18 protein-coding genes are annotated in these 21,562 nt (G+C 66.8%); 2 read left to right on the plus strand and 16 right to left on the minus strand.

Annotation, left to right across the window (positions count from 1 at the left end; all coding sequences use genetic code 11):
• Positions 1–61 precede the first annotated feature (61 nt).
• Positions 62–490: a universal stress protein gene (locus tag AB6806_RS00635; protein ID WP_038361322.1), complete on the plus strand. Its 429-nt coding sequence runs from the start codon at positions 62–64 to the stop codon at positions 488–490.
• 36 nt (positions 491–526) lie between these two features.
• Here the strand turns inward: AB6806_RS00635 and AB6806_RS00640 are convergent, their stop codons facing one another.
• From AB6806_RS00640 to xdhA, 10 genes are all read right to left on the minus strand, one after another.
• Entirely contained in the window at positions 527–1,129 is a 603-nt protein-coding gene (locus AB6806_RS00640) for a hypothetical protein (protein WP_142020260.1), read from the minus strand.
• A 55-nt stretch (positions 1,130–1,184) separates the two neighbouring features.
• Positions 1,185–2,360 (minus strand): vWA domain-containing protein, encoded by a 1,176-nt coding sequence (locus AB6806_RS00645; protein ID WP_112763388.1) that lies wholly within the window; start codon positions 2,358–2,360, stop codon positions 1,185–1,187.
• A gap of 81 nt (positions 2,361–2,441) precedes the next feature.
• Positions 2,442–2,771 carry an HU family DNA-binding protein gene (locus AB6806_RS00650; protein ID WP_162737742.1) on the minus strand — a complete coding sequence of 110 codons (330 nt, stop codon included), beginning with the start codon at positions 2,769–2,771 and terminating at the stop codon, positions 2,442–2,444.
• A 259-nt stretch (positions 2,772–3,030) separates the two neighbouring features.
• Complete coding sequence (locus AB6806_RS00655; RefSeq protein WP_142020261.1) at positions 3,031–4,110, minus strand: BMP family ABC transporter substrate-binding protein; 1,080 nt, start codon at positions 4,108–4,110, stop codon at positions 3,031–3,033.
• 33 nt (positions 4,111–4,143) lie between these two features.
• Entirely contained in the window at positions 4,144–5,067 is a 924-nt protein-coding gene (locus AB6806_RS00660) for an ABC transporter permease (RefSeq protein WP_142020262.1), read from the minus strand.
• The gene (locus AB6806_RS00665) at positions 5,064–6,128 is read right to left on the minus strand and encodes an ABC transporter permease (protein ID WP_112763392.1); all 1,065 of its coding nucleotides are present in this window, start codon (positions 6,126–6,128) and stop codon (positions 5,064–5,066) included. The genes AB6806_RS00660 and AB6806_RS00665 overlap by 4 nt, the downstream gene beginning before the upstream one ends.
• On the minus strand, positions 6,121–7,677 hold the full coding sequence (locus AB6806_RS00670; protein ID WP_142020263.1) for an ABC transporter ATP-binding protein: 1,557 nt from the start codon (positions 7,675–7,677) through the stop codon (positions 6,121–6,123). Before AB6806_RS00670 ends, AB6806_RS00665 begins: the two co-directional genes overlap by 8 nt.
• Positions 7,661–8,503: a xanthine dehydrogenase accessory protein XdhC gene (gene xdhC / locus AB6806_RS00675; RefSeq protein ID WP_142020264.1), complete on the minus strand. Its 843-nt coding sequence runs from the start codon at positions 8,501–8,503 to the stop codon at positions 7,661–7,663. The genes AB6806_RS00670 and xdhC overlap by 17 nt, the downstream gene beginning before the upstream one ends.
• Positions 8,500–10,842, minus strand: a complete 2,343-nt coding sequence (xdhB, locus tag AB6806_RS00680) for a xanthine dehydrogenase molybdopterin binding subunit (protein WP_370953902.1) — start codon at positions 10,840–10,842, stop codon at positions 8,500–8,502. Before xdhB ends, xdhC begins: the two co-directional genes overlap by 4 nt.
• The gene (xdhA, locus tag AB6806_RS00685) at positions 10,835–12,325 is read right to left on the minus strand and encodes a xanthine dehydrogenase small subunit (RefSeq protein ID WP_113252110.1); all 1,491 of its coding nucleotides are present in this window, start codon (positions 12,323–12,325) and stop codon (positions 10,835–10,837) included. Before xdhA ends, xdhB begins: the two co-directional genes overlap by 8 nt.
• Positions 12,326–12,442: 117 nt before the next feature.
• Here xdhA and guaD point away from each other — a divergent pair, with 117 nt between their 5' ends.
• Positions 12,443–13,768, plus strand: coding sequence for a guanine deaminase (gene guaD / locus AB6806_RS00690; RefSeq protein WP_370953903.1), 1,326 nt, complete (start codon positions 12,443–12,445; stop codon positions 13,766–13,768).
• Positions 13,769–13,917: 149 nt separating this feature from the next.
• Here guaD and AB6806_RS00695 read toward each other — a convergent pair whose 3' ends face one another.
• The 6 genes from AB6806_RS00695 to AB6806_RS00720 all read right to left on the minus strand — a co-directional run bounded on the left by AB6806_RS00695 (position 13,918) and on the right by AB6806_RS00720 (position 21,460).
• Entirely contained in the window at positions 13,918–14,775 is an 858-nt protein-coding gene (locus tag AB6806_RS00695) for a D-amino-acid transaminase (RefSeq protein WP_038361342.1), read from the minus strand.
• Between the two features lie 113 nt (positions 14,776–14,888).
• Positions 14,889–16,490, minus strand: a complete 1,602-nt coding sequence (locus AB6806_RS00700; RefSeq protein ID WP_370953904.1) for a peptide ABC transporter substrate-binding protein — start codon at positions 16,488–16,490, stop codon at positions 14,889–14,891.
• Between the two features lie 104 nt (positions 16,491–16,594).
• Positions 16,595–17,719 (minus strand): alpha/beta hydrolase family protein, encoded by a 1,125-nt coding sequence (locus AB6806_RS00705; protein ID WP_038361347.1) that lies wholly within the window; start codon positions 17,717–17,719, stop codon positions 16,595–16,597.
• Positions 17,720–17,749: 30 nt separating this feature from the next.
• The gene (locus AB6806_RS00710) at positions 17,750–20,053 is read right to left on the minus strand and encodes an NADP-dependent malic enzyme (RefSeq protein ID WP_038361350.1); all 2,304 of its coding nucleotides are present in this window, start codon (positions 20,051–20,053) and stop codon (positions 17,750–17,752) included.
• Positions 20,054–20,343: 290 nt separating this feature from the next.
• Positions 20,344–20,580 (minus strand): Lrp/AsnC ligand binding domain-containing protein, encoded by a 237-nt coding sequence (locus tag AB6806_RS00715; RefSeq protein ID WP_038361355.1) that lies wholly within the window; start codon positions 20,578–20,580, stop codon positions 20,344–20,346.
• Between the two features lie 52 nt (positions 20,581–20,632).
• A complete protein-coding gene (locus AB6806_RS00720; protein ID WP_133562004.1) occupies positions 20,633–21,460 on the minus strand; it encodes an alpha/beta hydrolase in 828 nt (275 codons plus the stop codon).
• Positions 21,461–21,562: the final 102 nt, after the last annotated feature.

A 21,562-nucleotide genomic window follows, 5' to 3' on the forward strand; every position in this document is an offset into this window, starting at 1 on the left:
TCAATGCGCCGGCGCTGGCAAACTCCACAATGGTATCGCAACCAGCCTTGAGGAGTTCGCGATGTACAAGTCGATCATGGTCCCCGTCGATCTGGCCGAGGCGGAACTCGCCAGGCCGGCGATCGACGCAGCGGTCTCCTTCGCCAAGGCCTCCGGCGGTTCGGTGCGGCTGGTCTATGTCCGCTCGCTGATTCCGGTCACCTACATGGAGTTCGTGCCGAGCGATTTCGACACCGAGCAGCAGCAGGATGCCGAGGCCAAGCTCGCCGAGATCGCCGCGAAGGTCGATCTTCCGGCGGAGCAGGTTTCGGCCAAGGTGCTGATCGGCTCCGTGCATGGCGAGGTGCTGGCCGAGGCCGATGCCGGCGGCATCGACCTCATCGTCATCGGCTCGCATGAACCGGGCATGCTGGCCTATGTCATCGGCTCGAATGCCTCGGCGATCGTGCGCCGCGCCAAGTGCTCGGTGCTGGTGGTGCGCCAGGCCTGAGCCGCATTCCGGCCGCAGCGTTGCGGCGGCCGGACCTCAGGACTTCGGCTCGCGCCCCGGCACGAGATCGTCCGGCACCTCGCCGGTCGCGAGTTCGCGCGGCCGGTTGAGCGAGATCAGCGGCCAGACCTGCCAGTAGGACGCCGCCAGCAGCAGCAGCGCGAGCAGCCCCGCGCTGGTCTGGCCTTGCTGGAAGGCATGCAGCGCGAAATACGCGATCATCGCCAGCGAGAGCGCGCCGACGGCAGCGACCCCGAGCCAGATCGGTCCCGGCCGGCCACCGACGAAGCGGGCTTTTGGATTGGCGCGCGTGATCGCGGCCGCCAGCGCCGAGACGAAACGGTGATAACGGGCGTCGTCGCGATCGAGATCGGTCAGCGAACGCCAGGAGAGGTTGCCGAAGGTGACGGTCCTGCCGTCGCTGAGCCGCAGCTGGGTCTTGTAGCCTTTGGAGGAGATGTTGCCAGGGGCGAACACGTAGCGCACCTGCTCGACGGCGCTCAGCCGCAGCCGGTCGACCGCCCTGGTCCTGTCGATCTCCAGAAAGTCGCCGTCGAGCTTGTAGGCGATCTCGAAGCCGACCGGCTTCGGGCGCTGGCGCCAGCTCGGGGCGGTGTCGTCGTCAGGGTGCTCGGTCATGGGCGGCAGATAGAGCAACTATGCCCGTCAAGGGAAGCCGGCCAATCGTCTCGGCTCAGCGCGCCAGCACCTTCATCGCGCCGTCGAGGCCATCGAGCGTCAGCGGGAACATGCGCCCGCCCATCAGCCCGCCAATCTGCCGGATCGACTGGGTGTAGTTCCACAGATGCTGCTGGACCGGGTTGAGCCAGACCGATTTCGGGAACTTCGTCGTCAATCGCTCCATCCAGACCTGCCCCGCCTCCTCGTTCCAGTGCTCGACGGAACCACCGGGCATCGCGATCTCGTAAGGGCTCATCGAGGCGTCGCCGACGAAGACGAGACGGTAGTCGCCGGGATAGGTCCGCAGCACCTCCCAGGTCGGGATCTGCTGCTCGTGGCGGCGGCGGTTCTCCTTCCAGACCCGCTCATAGGGGCAGTTGTGGAAGTAGAAATGCTCGAAATGCTTGAACTCGGCCCGGGCCGCCGAGAACAGCTCCTCGGCCAGCTCGACATGCCAGTCCATCGAGCCGCCGACATCCAGGAAGAGCAGCACCTTCACGGTGTTGTGGCGCTCAGGGCGCAGCTTGACGTCGAGATAGCCGTGCCTGGCCGTCTCCGTGATCGTGTTGTCGAGGTCGAGCTCTTCGGCTGCACCCGTGCGGGCAAAGCGGCGCAGGCGCCTCAGCGCGATGCGCAGGTTGCGTACGCCGAGCTCGCGCGTGTCGTCGAAATCCTTGAAATCGCGCTTGTCCCAAACCTTCACCGCCCGGAAATTGCGGTTCTTGTCCTGGCCGATACGCACCCCTTCGGGGTTGTAGCCATAGGCGCCGTAAGGCGAGGTGCCGCCGGTGCCGATCCATTTGTTGCCGCCCTGATGGCGGCCCTTCTGCTCTTCGAGGCGCTGCTTCAGCGTCTCCCAGAGCTTGTCCCAGCCGAGAGCCTCGATCTGGGCCTTCTCTTCGTCGGTGAGGAATTTCTCGGCGAGCTTGCGGAGCCATTCCTCCGGGATGCCGGCCTGCTCGATCGCCTGCTGGAGCGTCTCCATGCCCTGGAAGACCTGGGCGAAGACCTGATCGAACCTGTCGAGATGGCGCTCGTCCTTCACCAGCGTGGCGCGGGCGAGATAATAGAACTCGTCGACGCTGTGCTCGGCGAGATCGGCCTCCACCCCTTCGAGCAGCGTCAGATATTCGCGCAAGGTCACTGGGACCTTGGCGGCGCGCAGATCGGTGAAGAGGCGAAGGAACATGCCGCTACTGTGCGGGCATGGAGCACGAGGTCAAGCGGTGTCCGCGCTTGCACGGACACCGCTCGATCCCGACAGACGGCTTTACGCCACCGCGTCGGCGAGGTCCTTGGTGACCTTGAACTTCACGACGGTCTTGGCCGGAACCTTGATGGTGGCGCCGGTCGAGGGGTTGCGGGCCTCGCGGGCTTCGCGCTTGGCCGCGGAGAGCTTGCCGATGCCGCCGAGCGTGACGTCGTCGCCGCCCTTCAGGGTCTTGGCGACGGTCGCGCCGAGGGAGGCCAGAATGGCGGAGACATCGGCCTTCGTCTTCCCGGTCTCTTCGGCGATCGCGGCGATCAGTTCGTTCTTGGTCATGAAATCCTCCTTGAGAAGGGTGTTATAGGCGTCGCGTGCTGGATCTGGGTCGTTCATGCCCGTTTCCGACACGAGCGACCGCGGAGATATTCGCGGCGCGCAACTCACGCAGTTGCCACGGTTATCGCGGAAAGACGATGCCCGCGGCCGTAGATACGCACAGGAAACGGCTTCGTTCCGCCGAAAGAAGCTGGATTTTTGGGCTTTTCGCGGGTGCGGGAACCGAGAAGAGGGGGAGCGAGCCCGCAGAATCGTGCCCCCGATTCGGTTGCAGATGGCGGCGCGCAACGCTGCGCCCGCCGCCATCGATGCGGCTCTAGGCCTGCACGCCGTCGACGTACCAGTCCATCTTGGAGAGGATCTCGTCGGAGGCCGTCTCGCCGGCCTTGACGCGGATTTCGCCCTTCTGGTCCTTGAGCTCGCCGGTGAAGGGGTGGAGCTTGCCGGAGACGATGCCCGCCTGGACCGCGTCGGCGGCAGCGCGGGCAGCCGGCGTGATCGCGTCGTTATAGGGCGCGAGCTTGACGAAGCCGTCCTTGATGCCGCCCCAGACCGCGCCGCTCTTCCAGGTGCCGTCCATCACCTCCTTGACGCGCTTGATGTAGTAGCCCGACCAATCGTCGACGATGGCCGAAAGATGCGCCTTGGGCGCGAAGGCCTTCATGTCGGAGGCCTGGCCGAAGGCGTAGACGCCGCGCTGCTCGGCCGCCTGAAGCGGGGCGGCAGAGTCGGTGTGCTGGGTGATCATGTCGGCACCCTGGTCGATCAGCGCCTTGGCGGCGTCGGCTTCCTTGGCCGGGTCGTACCAGGTCGAGCACCAGACGACCTTGGTCTTGAAGTTTGGGTTCACCTTGCGCGCCGCCAGATGGAAGGCGTTGATGCCCATCACCACCTCGGGGATCGGGAAGGAGGCGACATAGCCGGCCTGCCCGGTCTTCGACATGTGGCCGGCGATGGTGCCGATCACGGCGCGGCCCTCATAGAAGCGTGCATCATAGGTCGCGACGTTTTCGGCGCGCATATAGCCGGTGGCGTGCTCGAAATGGATCTTCGGGAACTGCTTGGCGACCTGGATCGTCGGGTTCATGAAGCCGAAGGAGGTCGAGAAGATCAGCTGGTTGCCGGCCTGGGCGAGCTGGCGGATGGCGCGGGCGGCATCAGGGCCTTCGGCGACGTTCTCGAGGAAGCTCGTCTTGATCTTCGAGCCATATTCCTTCTCGATCGCGAGGCGGCCCTGATCATGCGTCCAGGTGTAGCCATGGTCGCCGATGGGGCCGACATAGACGAAGCCCACGCCGAGCGGGGCCTGCGCCGAGGCGCCACGGCCCAACAGCGGTAGCGTCGAGGCCGCGGCGGCGCCGAAGGTCAGCCGGCGGCGGGTGATGATGCTGGTCATGGTCCTATGAACTCCCCGTTGTCGGTTGCGGCGTCAGGACGCCGTGAAAGGTTTGCCGAGGCAGGCCGGTGCGTCGAGCCGGCCGGTCTTTCGTCCTAGCGACATCATGGTCAGAACTGCAATGGTCGCAAGGTAGGGGGCCATCGCCAGCACCTCCGGCGCGAGCCAGCTCACGCCGGCGGCCTTGGCCTGCAGCTCCAGCGTCATCACCGCGCCGAAGAGATAGGCGCCGAGCAGCAGCCGGCCCGGCTTCCAGGCCGAGAAGACGACGAGCGCCAGCGCGATCCAGCCACGCCCCGCGGTCAATCGTTCGGCCCACATCGGCGTCAGCGCCAGCGAGAAATAGGCCCCGCCCAGCCCCGCCAAGGCGCCTCCGAAGGCGACCGCCGCATAGCGGATGGCGACGACCGGGTAGCCGATGGCATGTGCGGAAGCGTCGTTCTCGCCGACCGCGCGCAGGATCAGCCCCGCCCGCGTCCGGCGCAGGAAGTAGCTCACGCCAGCCACCAGCGCGAGCGAGAGATAGACGACGACGTCCTGCCCGAAGACGATGCGCAGGACGGGATGTTCGGACAGCGCCGCCGGGAAGATGGGCCCAAGCCGCTGCACGGTGCGCCCGACGAAGCCGGCGCCGATCAGCGAGGAGGCGCCGATGCCGAAGATCGTCAGCGCAAGCCCGGTCGCGACCTGATTGGCGGTGAGCGACAGCGCCAGCACCGCGAAGACCATCGCTGCGGCGACACCGGCAAGGATCGCAGCGAGCAGCCCCAGCGCCATGCTGCCGCTCGAGAACGCCACGGCGAAGCCGGCGACCGCGCCGCACAGCATCATGCCCTCAACGCCGAGATTGAGCACGCCGGATTTCTCCGCGACGAGTTCGCCCAACGAGGCCAGCAGCAAGGGCGTCGAGGCCGCGATCAGCGTCATGATGATCGAGACGAACATGGCCGTGGTCATGCCGCCCTCCGCTTCCAGCCGATCTGCCAGCGCACCAGCACATCGGTCGCCAGCAGCATGAACAGCAACATGGCCTGGAACAGCCCGGTCGCCGCCTGCGGCAGCCTGACCGTCGATTGCGCGATCTCGCCGCCGACATAGGTTCCCGCCAGCACGATGCCGCCGAAGACGATGCCGAGCGGGTGCAATCGCCCGAGGAAGGCGACGATGATCGCGGTGAAGCCGTATCCCACCGGGAATTGCGGCGTGAGCTGGCCGAACGGTCCGGCCGCCTCGAACAGCCCGGCCAGTCCCGCGAGTCCGCCGCTGAGCAGCATCGTCGCCCAGGTCGTGCGCGCCGCGCTGAAGCCGCCATGGCGGGCAGCCGCAGGCGCGAGGCCCACCACCTTCACCGCATAGCCCGCCGTGGTCTTCTCCATCAGGAGCCAGGCGACGACGGCCAGCAGCAATGCGACGGGAATGCCGAGATGGACCAGCGAGCCCTCGATCACCGTCGGCAGGGTCTGGTCGGCGGTGAACATGCGCGTCTGCGGGAAATTGAAGCCGCCAGGGTCCTTCCACGGCCCGCGCACCAGGAAATAGAGGAACTGCACCGCGACATAGGTCAGCATCAGGCTGGTCAGGATCTCGCTGACCTGCAGCTTGACGCGCAGAAGGGCAGGGATCGCGGCCCAGGCCATGCCGCCGAGGATGCCGGCGAGCACCATGGCGGGCAGGATCCACCATCCGGTCATGTCATAGGTCAGCAGCGCGACCCCGGTGCCGGCGATGGCCCCCATGACGTATTGTCCTTCGGCGCCGATATTCCAGACATTGGCCCGGAAGCCGATGGCGAGCCCGAGCGCGATCATGACGAGCGGCGCGCCCTTGACGCCGATATCGGCCCAGCGCTGCGGCTCCAGGAATGGCGTCAGGAAGATGCTCTCGACCGCATGGAAGCCGTCATAGCCGATGGCGGTGAAGACGATCATGCCGGTGAGCATCGTCAGCCCGATTGCGATCAGGGGGCTCAAGACCAGCATCGGCAGGCTCGGCTCGCGGCGGCGGCGCCATTCAAGCATGCGCCGCTCCCACCTGCTCGCCAGCGCCGTGAATTCCGCCCATCATCATGCCGATCTCGTCGATGCCGAGGCTGGCAACCGGGCGCGGCGCCGAGAGCCGGCCTTCGTTGATGACGCAGAGCCGGTCGGCGAGCTCCAGCAACTCGTCAAGATCCTGCGAGATCACCACGACGGCCGAGCCCTTTGCGGCGAGGTCGACCAGCTCCTGCCGGATCGCGGCGGCAGCACCGGCATCGACGCCCCAGGTCGGCTGCGACACGACGAGCACGGCGGGCTGCTGGCCGATCTCGCGACCCATGATGAATTTCTGGAGGTTTCCGCCCGAGAGCGAGCGAGCGAGCGCGCCATTGCCGGTGGTCCGGACATCGAAGAGCTTGATGACGCTGTCGGCGAAGCGGCCGACGGCACCGCGGCTGATGAAACCGTGCGGTGCCAGCGGCAGCCGGTGGCGCGCGGTCAGGACGCCGTTGTCGGCGAGCGAGAAATCCGGCACGGCGGCATGGCCGTTACGCTCTTCCGGCACGCAGGAGAGGCCGAGCGCCCGGCGCGCGCCGGCACCTTCGAGCCCGACGGCCCTGCCGTCGAGCCGGATCGCCTCAGGCGCCGCAGCCAGCCGCTCGCCCGAGAGCGCCGTCAGAAGTTCCGCCTGGCCGTTGCCGGCGACGCCGGCGATGCCGAGGATTTCGCCCGCCCGCGCCTCGAAGGAGACACCCTTGAGATCGGTGCCGAAAGGCGGCTCGCCCGGCAGCGAGAGCCCGCTGACGGCGAGCCTGACCGCGCCGGCTTCCTTCGTCTGGCCGTGCTCGATCTTGCGCAGCTCCGCGCCGATCATCAGTTCCGCCATGCGCCTGGTCGTCTCGACCTTCGGATCGCAGGTCGCGACCACGCGCCCGCCGCGCAGGATGGTGGCGCTGTCGCAGAGCGCTTTGATCTCGTGCAGCTTGTGCGAGATGTAGAGGATCGAGCAGCCTTCCGCCGCGATCTGCCTGAGTGTCGCGAACAGGCGCTCGACCTCCTGCGGCGTCAGCACCGAGGTCGGCTCGTCCATGATCAGGAGCTTCGGCTTCTGCAGCAGGCAGCGCACGATCTCGATGCGCTGGCGCTCGCCGACCGAGAGCGTATGGACCTCGCGCTCCGGATCGAGGGGCAGCGAATAGGATTGCAGGATCGCGGCGACTTGGCTCTTGAGTTCCTCGCGATCGACGGCTTCGTCGAGCCCGAGCGCGATGTTCTCGATCACCGTCATCGCATCGAACAGCGAGAAATGCTGGAAGACCATGCCGATGCCGAGCTTGCGGGCGGCCTTGGGCGAGGGGATCGCGACGGGCGAGCCGTTCCAGGAAATGGTGCCTTCGTCGGCCTGCTGGACGCCGTAGATGATCTTGACCAGCGTCGACTTGCCGGCGCCGTTCTCGCCGAGCAGGGCGTGGATTTCGCCCGGCGCGACGCTCAGGCTGATGTCCTCGTTGGCTTTGACGCCGGGAAAGCTCTTCGAGACATGGGCGAGCGCCAGCCGCGGCGGCACATCCTGCTCACGCGGCTGATTCATGTCGCGACCGTCTCCCTTTCGCCGGCTCCCGGCGGCCAAGCAAGCAACGCACCAGCTCGGCTGCCGTCAAGGCCGCGATCACCTCCGGGCGCTTGTCGTCCACATCCGAACCGCCGATCGGGCAGGTCAGGCGCGAAAGTGTCTCCCGCCGCCCGCCGGCGCGCAGGAAGCTCGCCTCGAAACGGGCGCGCTTGGTCGCGGAGCCGATCATGCCGACATAGGCCGCATCGCCCCGCGCCAGCGCCGCCTCCGTCAAGCGGTAGTCGAGCGCATGACTGTGCGAAAGCACAACGAAGGCGGCGTTTGCCGGAGCGTCCGCGACCGCATCGACCGGATCGGCCATGCGGATGCAGGTGACGGCCGCCGGCAGCCCGCTCATGACGTCGTCGCGATCGTCGATCAGCGTCACCGTAAAGGGTAGGGCGGCAAGCGCACGGGCAAGCGCACGGCCGGTATGGCCCGCACCGAAGATCAGGACAGGCGGTCTCGCTGCGACCTCGGCCTTCTCGCGGGCGACGATCAGCGCGATGTCGGCGGCGGCGAGCCGGTGCAGCGACACGCGCACCCGCCCGCCGCAGCACTGGCCCATCTGCGGGCCGAGCGGGATGTCGAGGATCTGGTCCGGCGAAGCCTCGCTCAACATATGGCGGGCGAGGTCGATGCAATGGAATTCGAGCTGCCCGCCGCCGATCGTTCCCGCGATGGCGCCGGGGCTGACAGCCATGCAGGCGCCGGCCTCGCGCGGCGTCGAACCTTCCGCCGTCTCGATCCGGACCAGGATGATACCGTCGCACTGATGGGTGGTGAGGAAAGCGGCGAGGGTCATGACGCCGCCTCCGCCCTGACCCGTTCGACCGCATCCAGCACCCGCTCCGGTGTCGCCGGCGTATCGAGGCGCGGGCACACCCGGTAATCGCCGACGCTCGCCACCGCATCCGACAGCGCGTGCAGCACCGAGATCGCCAGCATCAAGGGCGGCTCGCCGACGGCCTTGGAACGATGGATCGTCGGCTCGCGGTTCGGCGCGTTGTCCAGCAGGTGCACGTTGAAGACGCGCGGCCGGTCCGAGGCGACGGGAATCTTGTAGGTCGAGGGCGCGTGGGTCCAGAGCCGGCCCTTCTTGTCCCAGACCAGCTCTTCGGTCGTCAGCCAGCCCATGCCCTGCACGAAGCCGCCCTCGATCTGGCCCTTGTCGATCGCGGGGTTCAGCGATTGCCCGCAATCATGCAGGATATCGACCCGCTCGACCCTGTACTCGCCGGTCAGCGTGTCTATCGCGACCTCGGCCGCCGCCGCGCCATAGGCGAAATAGTAGAACGGGTGGCCGCGTCCGGCCTTGCGGTCCCAGTGGATTTTGGGCGTCGCGTAAAAGCCTGTCGCGGAGAGTTGGACGCGCGCCATATAGGCGGCCGCGATCAGGTCCTTGAAGGCGATCTCGCGGGCGCCGATCTTCACGCGACCCGGTAGGAAGGCGATGTCCTCCGCCTCGACCTGCCAGTGTTTCGCGGCAAACTCCCTCAATCGCTTCTTGATCGTCTCGCAGGCATCGAGCGCGGCCATGCCGTTGAGATCGGAGCCGGAGGAGGCGGCGGTGGCCGAGGTATTCGGCACCTTGCCGGTGGTGGTGGCGGTGATCTTGACCTGGTCGAGCCCGATGCCGAAGGCCTGCGCCACCACCTGCGCCACCTTGATGTAGAGCCCTTGCCCCATCTCGGTGCCGCCGTGGTTCAGCGCGACCGTGCCGTCGGTATAGACATGCACCAGCGCGCCGGCCTGGTTGAACCAGGTCGCGGTGAAGGAGATGCCGAACTTCACCGGTGTCAGCGCGATACCACGCTTGACGATCGGGCTTTTCGCATTGGCTTCGCGGAGCGCAGCCTTGCGTGCCTGATAGTCTGAGCGCCGCTCCAGTTCTGCGATCACCTCGGCTGCGATATTGTCCTCGACCGTCTGGTGATAGGGCGTGATATTGCGCTCGGTCACGCCATAGAGATTGCGCCGGCGCACCTCCAACGGGTCGAGCTCGGTGGCATAGGCGACCTCCTCGATGAAGCGCTCGGCGCCGACCATGCCTTGCGGACCGCCGAAGCCCCGGAAGGCGGTGTTCGAGCAGGTGTTGGTGAACAGCGGCTCGGAGCGGGCGCGCACCGCCGGGTAGAAATAGCAATTGTCCATGTGGAACAGGGCGCGGTCGGTCACCGGCCCCGACAGATCGGCGTTCCAGCCGCAGCGCGCCGCATAGACGGCGTCGAGCGCATGGATGCGGCCCTCGTCGTCGAAGCCGATCTCGTAGTCGCAGACGAAGTCGTGGCGCTTGCCGGTGATCGCCATGTCGTCGTCGCGATCGGGCCTGAGCTTCACCGGACGCTTCAGCTTGCGGGCGCAGAGCGCCGCGACGCAGGCGAAGAGATTGGCCTGCGTTTCCTTGCCGCCGAAACCGCCGCCCATGCGCCGCACCTCGACCGTCACCGCATGCGAGCCGATGCCGAGCACGGCGGCGACCATATGCTGGACCTCGCTCGGATGCTGGGTCGAGACCAGCAACGTCATGTCCTCGTCCTCGCCGGGGATGGCGAGCGCGATCTGGCTTTCGAGGTAGAAATGCTCCTGACCGCCGATCGTCATCGCGCCTTTCAGCCGGCGCGGGCTCGCGGCCATGGCCGTCGCGACATCGCCGCGTTCGAGCTTGAGCGGGTCGGTGACGAGCCTGCCGCCGGCCGCACGCGCGGCGGCGATGTCGAGGAGAGGGGTCTCTTCGGCGTACTCTGCCTTCGCCAGCACGGCGGCATGGCGGGCCTGTTCGCGCGTTTCGGCGACCACTGCGAAGAGCGGCTGGCCGTGGAACCGGATCCGATCGGTCGCGAAGACCGGCTCGTCATGGCGATGCGTCGAGGAGATGTCGTTGGCGCCGGGAATATCGGCCGCCGTCAGCACCGAAACGACGCCGGGCGCGGCACGCACCGCATCGAGATCGAGCGAGGTGAGCTGCCCATGGGCGATCCCGCTCAGGCCGAGATAGGCGTGAAGCAGGCCTTCCGGCGCGGCGATGTCGTCGATGTAGAAGGCCTCGCCGGCGACATGCTTGGGTGCGGAGTCGTGGATGCGGGCACTGCCGACCGGCCCGGTCTCGGCGACGATGTCGAGCTTGCGGCGCGCGTCAGCCATGGGCGGCCTCCGCGAGCAGGCCGGCGACGCGTGTCTCGGTTTGCGGCTGTGTCGTCTCGATCAGGAAGCGCCGCAGCAGGTTGCCGGCGATCTTGAGCCGATAGTCCGCCGAGGCACGCATGTCGCTGAGCGGCGTGAAGTCCCGGGGCAAGGCGGCGATGGCCGCCTCGACGGCGTCTTCGTCCCACGGGCGGCCGATGAGCGCCGCCTCTGCCGCAGCCGCTCGCTTCGGGATGCCGGCCATGCCGCCATAGGCCAGCCGCGCCTCGCTGATCCGGCCATCGGCATGCCGGGTCAGCCGGAAGGCGCCGCAGACGGCCGAGATGTCCTCATCGAAGCGTTTGGACACCTTCGAGGCATGGAACAGCATGTCTGGCGCCAGCTTCGGCACCAGCACGGCCTCGACGAATTCGGCAGGGCGGCGATCCTGCTTGCGATAGTCGAGGAAGAAGCTTTCGAGCGGGATGGTACGGCGTTCGACCCCGGCTCTGCCGCGCTGCGCCAGCACCAGCGTCGAATCGAGCGCGATCAGGGCCGGCGGCAGGTCGCCGATCGGCGAACCGTTGGCGATGTTACCGCCGATCGTGCCGGCATTGCGCACCTGCTCACCGCCGAAGCGGCGCATCAGTTCGTCGAGTTGGGGCGAGAGGGTAGCCAGCGCGGTCCGGACGTCGATATGACCAGCCATCGCACCGAAGCGCAGATGATCGCCCTCATCGGTGATGGCGCGCAATGCCTCGATCCGCCCGAGATAGATCACCGGATCGAGACGCTTCATCGCCTTCGTGACCCACAAGCCGACATCGGTGGCACCGGCGACGAGCGTCGCCTGCGGATGCGCCGCGACGAGTTCCGCGAGCGCCTCAACGGTTGCGGGGGCGTAAAAGCGCCCGCCTTCGCCTTCAAGAGCCAGCGTCGTGGCATCGTTCAGCGCTGCAAGTCGCGCTGCGATGGCCTCACGCTCGCGCAGGAAGCGGTCGGTCTCCCGCGGCGCGATCTCGTCCATGCGCCGCCCGGCCGCGATGATCGGCTCATAGCCGGTGCAGCGGCAGAGATTGCCGGCGAGCGCATCCTCGATGCGCGCGACATCGGGCTCCGCCTCGTTCAGCCTGAGCGCGAAGAGCGACATCACGAAACCCGGCGTGCAGAAGCCGCATTGCGAGCCGTGGCATTCGACCATCGCCTGCTGGACCGGATGCAGGCTGCCATCTGCGTCCTTCAGATGCTCGACGGTGAGGAGCTGGCAGCCATCCAGCGTCGGCAGGAAACGGATGCAGGCATTCACCGCCTCGTAGCGCAGCCGCCCGCGGTCGAGCCGGCCGACGACGACGGTGCAGGCGCCGCAGTCGCCCTCGGCGCAGCCTTCCTTGCTGCCGGTCATGCGCTTCTCGAGGCGCAGCCAGTCGAGCACCGTCAGTGTCGGATCGCAGCGATCGATCTCGACAAGCTCGTCACCGAGGAGGAAGCGCAGGCGTTCACGCATCCTGCCCGCTCCACTCGCAAAGCCAGTTCATGCCTCCAGATTAGGCACGATCCGTGCTTGGCCGGAAGCTTTGATTTGGTGCAGATGTGATGTGAATTTAAGCCGGAGCCGCCGATTGTGACCGCATCTCCCGTCATCCGTGCCTTGCGCGGTCGTCTGCTCTGGTTTGTCGGCGATCCGGAGGTTGCGGGCGAGGCGGCGCATCACTTCGTCGAGGACGGTTTGCTCGTCATCGAGAACGGGCTGGTCAAGGCGGCCGGTGAGGCAAGCGCGCTGTTGCAGGCGCTGCCGGCCGATGCGGAGATCGTCGACCATCGCCCGCATCTGATCATGCCGGGCTTCATCGACGCGCACATCCACATGCCGCAGACGCAAGTCGTCGCCTCCTACGGCGCGCAGCTGATGGATTGGCTGAACAAATACACCTTCGTCGAGGAGCAGAAGCTCAGCCAGCAGGGCCATGCCGAGAAGCTCTCGCGCTTCTTCCTCGACGAGCTTCTGGCCAATGGCACCACCACGGCGGCGGTCTATTGCTCGGTCCATCCGCAATCGGCCGAGGCATTCTTCACCGAGTCGCAGCGTCGCAACACCCGCATGATCGCCGGCAAGGTGATGATGGACCGCAACGCGCCGGAAGCGCTGACCGACACGGCCGAGAGCGGCTATCGCGACTCGAAGGCGCTGATCGCGCGCTGGCATGGCAAGGGGCGGCAGCTCTATGCGATCACGCCGCGCTTCGCGATCACCTCGACGCCGGAGCAATTGGCGGCGGCAGGGCGGCTGGCGGCCGAGCATCCCGATTGCCACGTCCAGACCCATATCGACGAGAACCGGGCCGAGATCGCCTTCGCCCGCGAGCTTTACCCGGAAGCAGCCGACTACGCCGATATCTACCGGCGCCACGGCCTGCTCGGTCCCAAGAGCCTGATGGGCCATTGCATCCACATGACCCACAATGAATGGAGCGCCTTTGCCGAGACGGGTGCCGTCGCGGTCTTCTGCCCGACCTCGAACCTCTTCCTCGGCTCAGGACTGTTCGACTGGGCGCATGCCCGGCAGCGCGGCGTGAAGGTGGCGGTCGCGACCGATATCGGCGGCGGCACCTCTTATTCGATGCTCCGGACGATGGCCGAGGCCTACAAGGTGCTGCAGTTGCAGGGGCAGTCGCTCTCCGCTTTCGCGGCGCTGCACGCCATCACGCGCGGCAATGCGGCTGCGCTCGGCCTCGACCATCTCATCGGCTCGTTCGAGCCCGGCCGGGAGGCGGATGTCGTCGTGCTCGATACGGGCGCGACGCGGGCGATGGCGCATCGCATGGAAACGGTGCGCGATCTGGCGGAGGAGTTGTTCGTGCTCGTCACGCTGGGCGACGAGCGCAATATCGCCGCGACCTATGTGATGGGGGAGTTGGTCGCGGGCGCGTCATTCTCGGGCGGCGCCTGACGGACTCTTGTTTGCCACGGAAGCGCGCCGTCATTCCGGGCTTGACCCGGAATCCATCGTAGAGCGCAGCGTCCTATGATGGATTCCGGATCGGCGCCGCTATCGCGGCTTGTCCGGAATGACGGCGGTTTTTGATCCCGGCGGGGGGCTCAGCCCAGCACGCCGCCCTTGCGGGCGAAGTCGATATAGATCTCACGCAGGCGCAGCGTGGTCGGGCCCGGCGCACCATTGTGGATGGTGTGGCCGTCGATCGAGCTCACCGGCATCACCATGCTGGTCGCCGAGGTGATGAAGGCCTCCTCGGCGTCGAGCGCCTCGGCCAGCGTGAATTCGCGCTCCTCGAAGGTGAAGCCGGATTCGGCGATGAAGGCCAGCACCGCCTTGCGGGTGATGCCGGGCAGGACCTTGTGCGAGAGCGGGCGCGAGATCAGGGTCTTGCCCTTGACGATCCAGGCGGTGGAGGAGGCGCCTTCCGTCACCACGCCGTCCTCGATCATCCAGGCTTCCTGCGCGCCGGCCTCGGCGGCGATCTGCTTGGCCAGCACCGGCGCGAGCAGGTTAACGCTCTTGATGTCGCGGCGGACCCAGCGCAGGTCGGGCGTCGAGACGACCTTGATGCCGGTCTTCACCGCCGGCGCGTTCACGAAATTGCGGGCCTGGGTGAACATCACCAGCGTCGGCTGGGTGTCCTTCGGGAACGGGAAGTCGCGATCGGCCGCGCCGCGCGAGACCTGCAGGTAGATGCTGCCTTCGTCGAGGCCGTTGCGCTTGATCAGTTCCTCATGGATCGCGACCAGCTCGGCCTTCGACCAGGGCAAGGCTAGCTGGATCTCGCCGCAAGAGCGTTCGAGACGGGTGAGATGCGCCTCGCAATCGACCAGCTTGCCGCCGATCACGGCCGAGACCTCGTAGATGCCGTCGCCGAAGATGAAGCCGCGATCGAAGATGGAGATCTTTGCCTCTTCCTCGGGAAGATAGGCGCCGTTGACATAGACGATGCGGCTCATGGAATGCGGACTCTGCTAGGGGGACGGAAAGCCGTTCCTTCCTAGCGAAACCGCGGGCCGGGCGCGAGCGATAAGGGCGGATTGCCGCCCGGCGCCGCTTGCAGATCGCAGGTTCAGGCTTTCAGGTTCAGGAACCGCGTCGGGATCGCGCCGCGCAGGTTCTGCTCGAAGCCGACGAGCTTCGGCGAGACGAGATTCTTCGTCGAATAGTGCAGCACCGGAATCCAGGGCTGCTCGGTGGTGACGATGCTGTCGGCCTCGCGCAGGATCGCGGCGCGCCTGGCGATGTCGAGTTCGTCGGCGGCGAGCTTCATCAGCGCGTCGAAGCGGGGATTGGCGTATTTGCCGATGTTGAAGCCGGCATTGTCGCTCTGGAACAGGAACAGGAAGTTCTGCGGGTCGGAATAGTCGCCGATCCAGCCATAGCGGGCGACGTCGAAATCGCCGCCGTCGCGCAGATAGGCGAAATGCGTGCGGAAATCCGTCTCGACGAAGTGCGTCTCGATGCCGATGGCGTGCCATTGAGCGGCGATCGCCTCGGCGGTGTGCCGGTTGTTGTCGGTGGTGTTGAAGCGCAATTCGATATGGAGCGGCACGCCGTTGCCGAACCCGGCCGCGGCGAGGAGCTGCTTCGCCTCATCCTCGCGTTCGAGCACCGATGCGTAGCGGAAATCCATCTCCGCCCGCTCGCCGTAATTGCCGATATGGGGCGGGATCACGCCATAGGCCGGCAGCATCGTGCCGCCCCAGATCCGGTCGGCGATGAAATCCCGGTCGATCTGGAGGGAAAGCGCCCGCCTGACGCGAGGGTCGTCGAAGGGCTGCTTGGCCGTGTTGATGATCAGGAAATAGGTCGCGAGATAGGGGCCGATCCGCACCTGCTCGCCGAGCTTGCGGCGCAGTTCCTTGAATTGCTCGGCCGGGATGTCGGTCGTCAATTGCAGCTCGCCGGCCTGGAAGCGCCGCGCCGCCGCCGCGAGGTCCGGCGCCGGATAGAAGATCACCGTATCGATCTTCACATCCGCCGCGTCGTGGAAATGCGGATTGCGGTCGAGCCGGATATGCGAGTTCGGGATGAATTCCTTGAGCCTATAGGCGCCGTTCGTGACCCAGCTTCGCGGATCGGCCGGAGCGAGCCCGGCCTTCGCGGCCGTCGCCGGATGGACCGGCAGGGCGCTCTGATGGGTCAGGAGCTCGAGCAGATAGGGCGTCGGTCGCTCCAGCTCGATCTCCAGCGTCCGCTCGTCCGGCGCCCGTACGCCGAGTTCGTCGAGCGATGAGCCTATAGCTGCCTTGTGGATCGCCTCGGCCTTGCGGATCGGATAGAGCAGGTTGGCGTATTTGGCGCCGGTTTCGGGATCGAGGATCCGCTTGAACGAATAGACGAAGTCGCTCGCTCTGAGCGGCTCGCCGTTCGACCATTTCGCGTTGGCCCGCAGGCTGAAGCGCCAGAGCTTGCCATCGGGGCTGGCCGTCCAGCTCTCGGCGACGCCGGGCACGACCTCGCCCCTCATATTGTGGATGACGAGGCCTTCGCGCAGGTCGCGCAGCAGATGCGCTTCCGCCACGGTCGAGGTCCGGTGCGGATCGAGCGTTTCCGGGTCGCCGTCATTGCCGCGGTGGAAGATCACCGACCCTTGCGCTGCCGCGGCACGTAAAGTCGCGAGCAGGGCGGCGAAGGCGAAGGGAGCGTGGCGGCGGGTGACGTCGAGCAAATCAGCCTCCCCTGGCGCCGGGCACCGGCGCGAGCGCTGCCCGACTCAGGAGATTAGAACGCGACGCGTCCCGCCTGCCAAGCGGGAAGGAGACCCCCGCCTCGTCAGCGCGCTCCGGTGGCGCGATTGTTCTCGAAGACAATGGCGCAATCCTCGGCCTTCTTGCGGCATGCGGTCAGTGCGGTCTGGCGCGCCTGCTCCAGATCTTTCTCGCCGTACCGGTAGTTGAATGTCTTGCTGGCCTTGCTGAAAGCCATCGCCTTGTCGCCGGGCGCGCTGAAGTAATCCTCGAATGTGGGGGCGCCCTTTTCGAGGCCGAGGCGCTCGAATTCCGCTTGCGGGCGCCCCGTAGGCAGCGTCGGCAGCTTCCATGCGCGAAGCGAGGCGTCCATCTCCCGAAGCCAGACGAAACGGGCCTGGTTGTTCTGGAGAAGCGCATGGCCGCGTGGCTTGATCTCCGGCAGCGTGATCAGGCGCACGTTCCCGCCACGGTCGAGCGCAGCGGCGCGCATGCGGTCGACGAGGGGTGGCGGGAAGAGTTCGTCGTTGGCGGCATAGACCCAGAGCTGCGGCACGGTCTCCTGCCAGGACCAGTGCCGGACGGTCTCGACGAGCGCGTCGCGGCCTTTCTCGACGCATTCGTCGAAGTTCAGGCCACCGGCGACGTTGATCACCGCCTTCAGGCCTGGGGGCTTGCGTTGGGCCAGCGCCATGATCGCCGCGCCGCCGGCGGATTCGCCGAGTGCGATGATCCGATCGGGATCGACATCGGGGCGTTCTCGCAGCGTCTCGAGCGCCGCCTCGAGCTCCTTCGCCTCGCTGTCGAAACGCCGCGTCATATCGGGTAATCCGCAGCCCGCCCCTTCGCCGGAAAAGGGGCCGTCCGATTGGCCGAAGCCGCGGCGGATGACGATAGCGGCTATCCAGCCACGGCGGGCGAGATCCCGCGCGATCGACCTATATTGGACGGCGTGCAGGTCGCCCATCCGGGAGCCCGTCGCCGATTTGCCGTGCGTGATCAGTGCGAGCGGCAGCCGGCCGTCGATCCCCTCAGGGCGGATGATCAGCGACTCCAGACGGATCTCGCGGCCGTCGATGCGGGCCCGGAGAAAGCCGTTATCCTCGCGAAACGGCTCCTGCGCGCCTGTCGACATCGTCGCCGCCAGCCAGAAGGCGCCCGCGAGCGCAAGCGCTCCTGACCGGAGGGCGGCCCCGATAGTGGCTACCATGCCCGACAGCTCCAGCCGATCCGGTGTCCGCTACGGGGTGGCGGCTATCGCGGCCGCGCGCTCCTGCGCCTCGACCACCGCCACGGCCGTCATGTTGACGACGCCGCGCGCGGTGACCGAGCCGGTGAGGATATGCGCGGGCTTCGCCGTGCCCATCAGGATCGGCCCGACCGGCAGTGCGTCCGCCATCACCTTGGCGAACTGATAGGAGATGTTCGCCGCGTCGAGATTGGGGAAGATCAGGACGTTGGCCACGTCCTTCAGCGTCGAGGAAGGCAGGACGCGCTCGCGGATCATCGGCACCAGCGCGGTATCGGCCTCCATCTCGCCGTCGCATTCGAGGTTGGGCGCGCGCTCGCGGATCAGCTTCAGCGCCTTGCGCATCTTGAGCGAGCTCGGTGTGTCGGCGGCGCCGAAATCGGAATGCGACAGCAGCGCGATCTTCGGCTCCAGGCCGAAGCGCTGGACATGGCTCGCCGCCAGCACGGTCATGTCGGCGATCTCCTCCGCCGTCGGATCGTGCTTCACATGGGTGTCGCCGAGGAAGAAGGCGCCCTTGTTGGTGATGATCAGTGTCATCGCCGCGAGGTCGCAGACACCCGGCGCCAGCCCGATGATGTCCTTGATGTGCCGCAGTCGCGACATGAACCGGCCTTCGAGGCCGCTGATCATCGCATCCGCCTCGCCGCGCGCCACGGCCAGCGCCGCGATCACGGTGTTGTTGGTGCGCACCAGCGCGCGCGCCGCATCGGGCGTGATGCCGCGCCGGCCGGCGATGTCGAGATAGGTCTGGACGTAGTCGCGATAGCGCGGATCGTCCTCCGGGTTCACGATCTCGAAATCGACGCCGGGCTTCAGCGACAGGCCGAAGCGCTGGATGCGCGTCTCGATCACGCTGGGGCGGCCGATCAGGATCGGGATGGCGAGCCCTTCCTCCAGTGCGACCTGGGCGGCGCGCAGCACGCGCTCATCCTCGCCCTCGGCATAGATCACGCGCTTGGGGTCGGCCTTGGCCTGCTGGAACAACGGCTTCATCAGGAAGCCCGAGCGGAAGACGAAGCGCGAGAGCTGCTCGCGATAGGCCTCGATGTCGACCAGCGGCTTGCGCGCGACGCCCGTCGCCATGGCGGCTTCGGCCACGGCCGGGGCGATGCGCATGATCAGGCGCGGATCGAAGGGATTCGGGATCAGCGATGTCGCGCCGAAGGTCGAGGTCTCCCCGCCATAGGCGCGTGCAGCCACATCCGAGGACGCCTCGCGGGCGAGCGCGGCGATGGCACGCACGGCCGCGAGCTTCATCGCTTCGTTGATCGTCGTCGCCTGCACGTCGAGCGCGCCGCGGAAGATATAAGGGAAGCACAGGACGTTGTTGACCTGGTTCGGATAGTCCGAGCGGCCGGTGCAGATCATCGCATCGGGGCGCACGGCCAGCGCGTCCTCCGGCGTGATCTCGGGATTGGGGTTGGCGAGCGCCAGGATCAGCGGCTTCGGCGCCATGCGCTTGGCCATCTCCGGCTTCAGCACGCCCGCGGCGGAGAGGCCGAGAAAGATGTCGGCATCGCCGATGACGTCGTTCAGCGTGCGGGCGTCGGTCTTCTGCGCATAGACCTCCTTCCAGCGGTCCATCAGCGTGTTGCGGCCCTCATAGACCACGCCTTCGAGGTCCGTGATCCAGATGTTCTTGCGCTGCGCGCCGAGCTCCACCAGCAGGTTGGTGCAGGCCAGCGCCGCCGCGCCGGCGCCCGAGACGACGATCTTGACGTCGGCGATCTTCTTGGCGGCGAGGTCGAGCCCGTTCAGCACCGCCGCGCCGACGATGATCGCCGTGCCGTGCTGGTCGTCATGGAAGACGGGGATCTTCATCCGGGCCTTGAGTTGCTCCTCGATCTCGAAGCACTCCGGACCCTTGATGTCCTCGAGATTGATGCCGCCGAAGGTCGGTTCCAGCGCGGCGACCACCTCGACGAATTTCTCGATATTCTTCTGCTCGACCTCGATGTCGAAACAGTCGATGCCGGCGAATTTCTTGAACAGGACCGCCTTGCCCTCCATCACCGGCTTCGACGCCAGCGGCCCGATATCGCCGAGGCCGAGCACGGCGGTGCCGTTGGTGATGACGGCGACGAGGTTCTGGCGCGAGGTGAGCTCGGCCGCTTCCGACGGATCGTCGACGATCGCCTCGCAGGCGGCAGCGACGCCGGGGGAATAGGCGAGTGCGAGGTCGCGCTGGTTGCCCAGCGGCTTGGTCGCCTGGATCTCGAGCTTACCGGGCCGCGGCTGGCGGTGATAGACGAGCGCGCCCGAGCGCAGATCTGTGGAGAGCGTGCTTTTCATGGCGCGATGGTCCCTGCAGTCCGAAGGATGCTGGTCGCGCGAAAGCCCCCATGCCGTCAAGCCGCCGGGATGCCGCTGGCAGCTTCTCCGTGAGGGAAACGGTGCTTCGGGAGACAGGGCCGTGCCGGTCGCATCGGCCCTTCGGTGGAAAGGGTCGCTTGAATCAGTTTGGCAAGCCGTTGAGACGGTGTGCGAGGGATCACGCACAAGACGTGGAATCGATTCAGCAAATTTCCTGCTGAGTCGGAACGCGAAGCCGTAGAGACAAATCCAGGGTCGGCGCCGGCCGGTCAGAACGCCTTGAAGGTGATGATCGTATGGGTGTCGGCGATCTCGGGGATCGACTGCACCTTCTGCGCGACGAAATGGCCGATATCGACATCGGCTGCGACGTGGAACTTGGCCAGGATGTCGTAATTGCCGGCGGTCGAGTAGATCTCGGAGGCGATCTCGCGATCGGCCAGTTCGCTGGCGACCTCATAGGTCTTGCCGAGCTTGCATTTGATCTCGACGAAGAAGGTCTGCATCGCGCGCTCCGAAACTCTCTGCGGACTGGATAGAACTCCCAGTGCCCCGAGATCAAGCGCCGGCGAGCGCCGCGATCCGCCGCGTCATCGGATTGTCGGGGTCGGTGAGGCCGTCGATGACGGTGAAATGGTTCGCGCCTTCGATCTCCTCATAGCGCGTCTGCACGCCTTCCAGCCCCCAGACATCGACGAGGCGGCGGCTCTGCTTGTGGTACTCGTCGCTTTCAGCGCCGCCGACGACGGCGTCCATCGTCAGCCGCGACGGTGCCGGCCAGAACAGCGGGCTCTCCCGCTCCGCCGCCTCCATGTCGAGGCCGAGCGCGGTGTTGATGCTGGTCTCGGTCAGGGGTTTCAGGTTGTAGAGTCCCGAGATGCCATAGGCGGCCGGCACCAGCCGGTCGGGCAGGTCGGAACCGACATTGTGCCAGTTGGTCGCCAGCGTGCAGGCCGAGAGATGGCCGCCCGCCGAATGCCCGGTCGCGACCACCGGCAGGCCGAAGCGTCGCCACAGCGCGGCGGCCGCCTGCTGCAATTCCCAGACGATATGGCCGAGATGGACCTGTGGGCAGAGGTCGTAGCCGACGACGGCGACGGGCAGGCCCAGCCGGTTAAGCCCGCGCGCCATATGCGAGAAGAAGCTGCGGTCGAGCGCCTGCCAGTAGCCGCCATGGATGAACATGACGAGCGCGTTGCCGCGCACCGTCTCGGGCTTGAAGATGTCGTAGAGCTGGCGCTCGCCGGCGCCGTAGGAGATGCCGAGCTCGCAGAGCGCGGTGGTGCGGTAGGCGGCGGCGTCTTCCTGCCAGCCGGCGATGATGCCGGGATGCTCGGGCACCCGGGCGCGGTTGTTGTATTCGGCTTCGTAGTCGGGGGTCGTCATGGTCTGGTCCATGGTTCGCACCGTGGCAGCAGCGGAGCTTTTTCGCCACTGCTTTTGACAGCCCGGGCGGCCGGCGGCAAAAGCGATGCGCCCATCGATTGG

This window comes from Allobosea sp. RCC_152_1, assembly GCF_041360765.1.
Taxonomy (GTDB): domain Bacteria; phylum Pseudomonadota; class Alphaproteobacteria; order Rhizobiales; family Beijerinckiaceae; genus Allobosea; species Allobosea spartocytisi.

Coding starts and splice junctions, on each gene's coding strand:
- AB6806_RS00695 (WP_038361342.1), bottom strand. CDS start 14,775: ATGAGCCGCATCGTCTATGTCAACGGCGCCTATCTTCCCGAGGAAGAG.
- AB6806_RS00650 (WP_162737742.1), bottom strand. CDS start 2,771: ATGAACGACCCAGATCCAGCACGCGACGCCTATAACACCCTTCTCAAG.
- AB6806_RS00710 (WP_038361350.1), bottom strand. CDS start 20,053: ATGAAAAGCACGCTCTCCACAGATCTGCGCTCGGGCGCGCTCGTCTAT.
- AB6806_RS00640 (WP_142020260.1), bottom strand. CDS start 1,129: ATGACCGAGCACCCTGACGACGACACCGCCCCGAGCTGGCGCCAGCGC.
- AB6806_RS00655 (WP_142020261.1), bottom strand. CDS start 4,110: ATGACCAGCATCATCACCCGCCGCCGGCTGACCTTCGGCGCCGCCGCG.
- AB6806_RS00720 (WP_133562004.1), bottom strand. CDS start 21,460: ATGACGACCCCCGACTACGAAGCCGAATACAACAACCGCGCCCGGGTG.
- AB6806_RS00645 (WP_112763388.1), bottom strand. CDS start 2,360: ATGTTCCTTCGCCTCTTCACCGATCTGCGCGCCGCCAAGGTCCCAGTG.
- xdhA (WP_113252110.1), bottom strand. CDS start 12,325: ATGCGTGAACGCCTGCGCTTCCTCCTCGGTGACGAGCTTGTCGAGATC.
- xdhB (WP_370953902.1), bottom strand. CDS start 10,842: ATGGCTGACGCGCGCCGCAAGCTCGACATCGTCGCCGAGACCGGGCCG.
- xdhC (WP_142020264.1), bottom strand. CDS start 8,503: ATGACCCTCGCCGCTTTCCTCACCACCCATCAGTGCGACGGTATCATC.
- AB6806_RS00705 (WP_038361347.1), bottom strand. CDS start 17,719: ATGGTAGCCACTATCGGGGCCGCCCTCCGGTCAGGAGCGCTTGCGCTC.
- AB6806_RS00715 (WP_038361355.1), bottom strand. CDS start 20,580: ATGCAGACCTTCTTCGTCGAGATCAAATGCAAGCTCGGCAAGACCTAT.
- AB6806_RS00665 (WP_112763392.1), bottom strand. CDS start 6,128: ATGCTTGAATGGCGCCGCCGCCGCGAGCCGAGCCTGCCGATGCTGGTC.
- AB6806_RS00635 (WP_038361322.1), top strand. CDS start 62: ATGTACAAGTCGATCATGGTCCCCGTCGATCTGGCCGAGGCGGAACTC.
- AB6806_RS00660 (WP_142020262.1), bottom strand. CDS start 5,067: ATGACCACGGCCATGTTCGTCTCGATCATCATGACGCTGATCGCGGCC.
- AB6806_RS00670 (WP_142020263.1), bottom strand. CDS start 7,677: ATGAATCAGCCGCGTGAGCAGGATGTGCCGCCGCGGCTGGCGCTCGCC.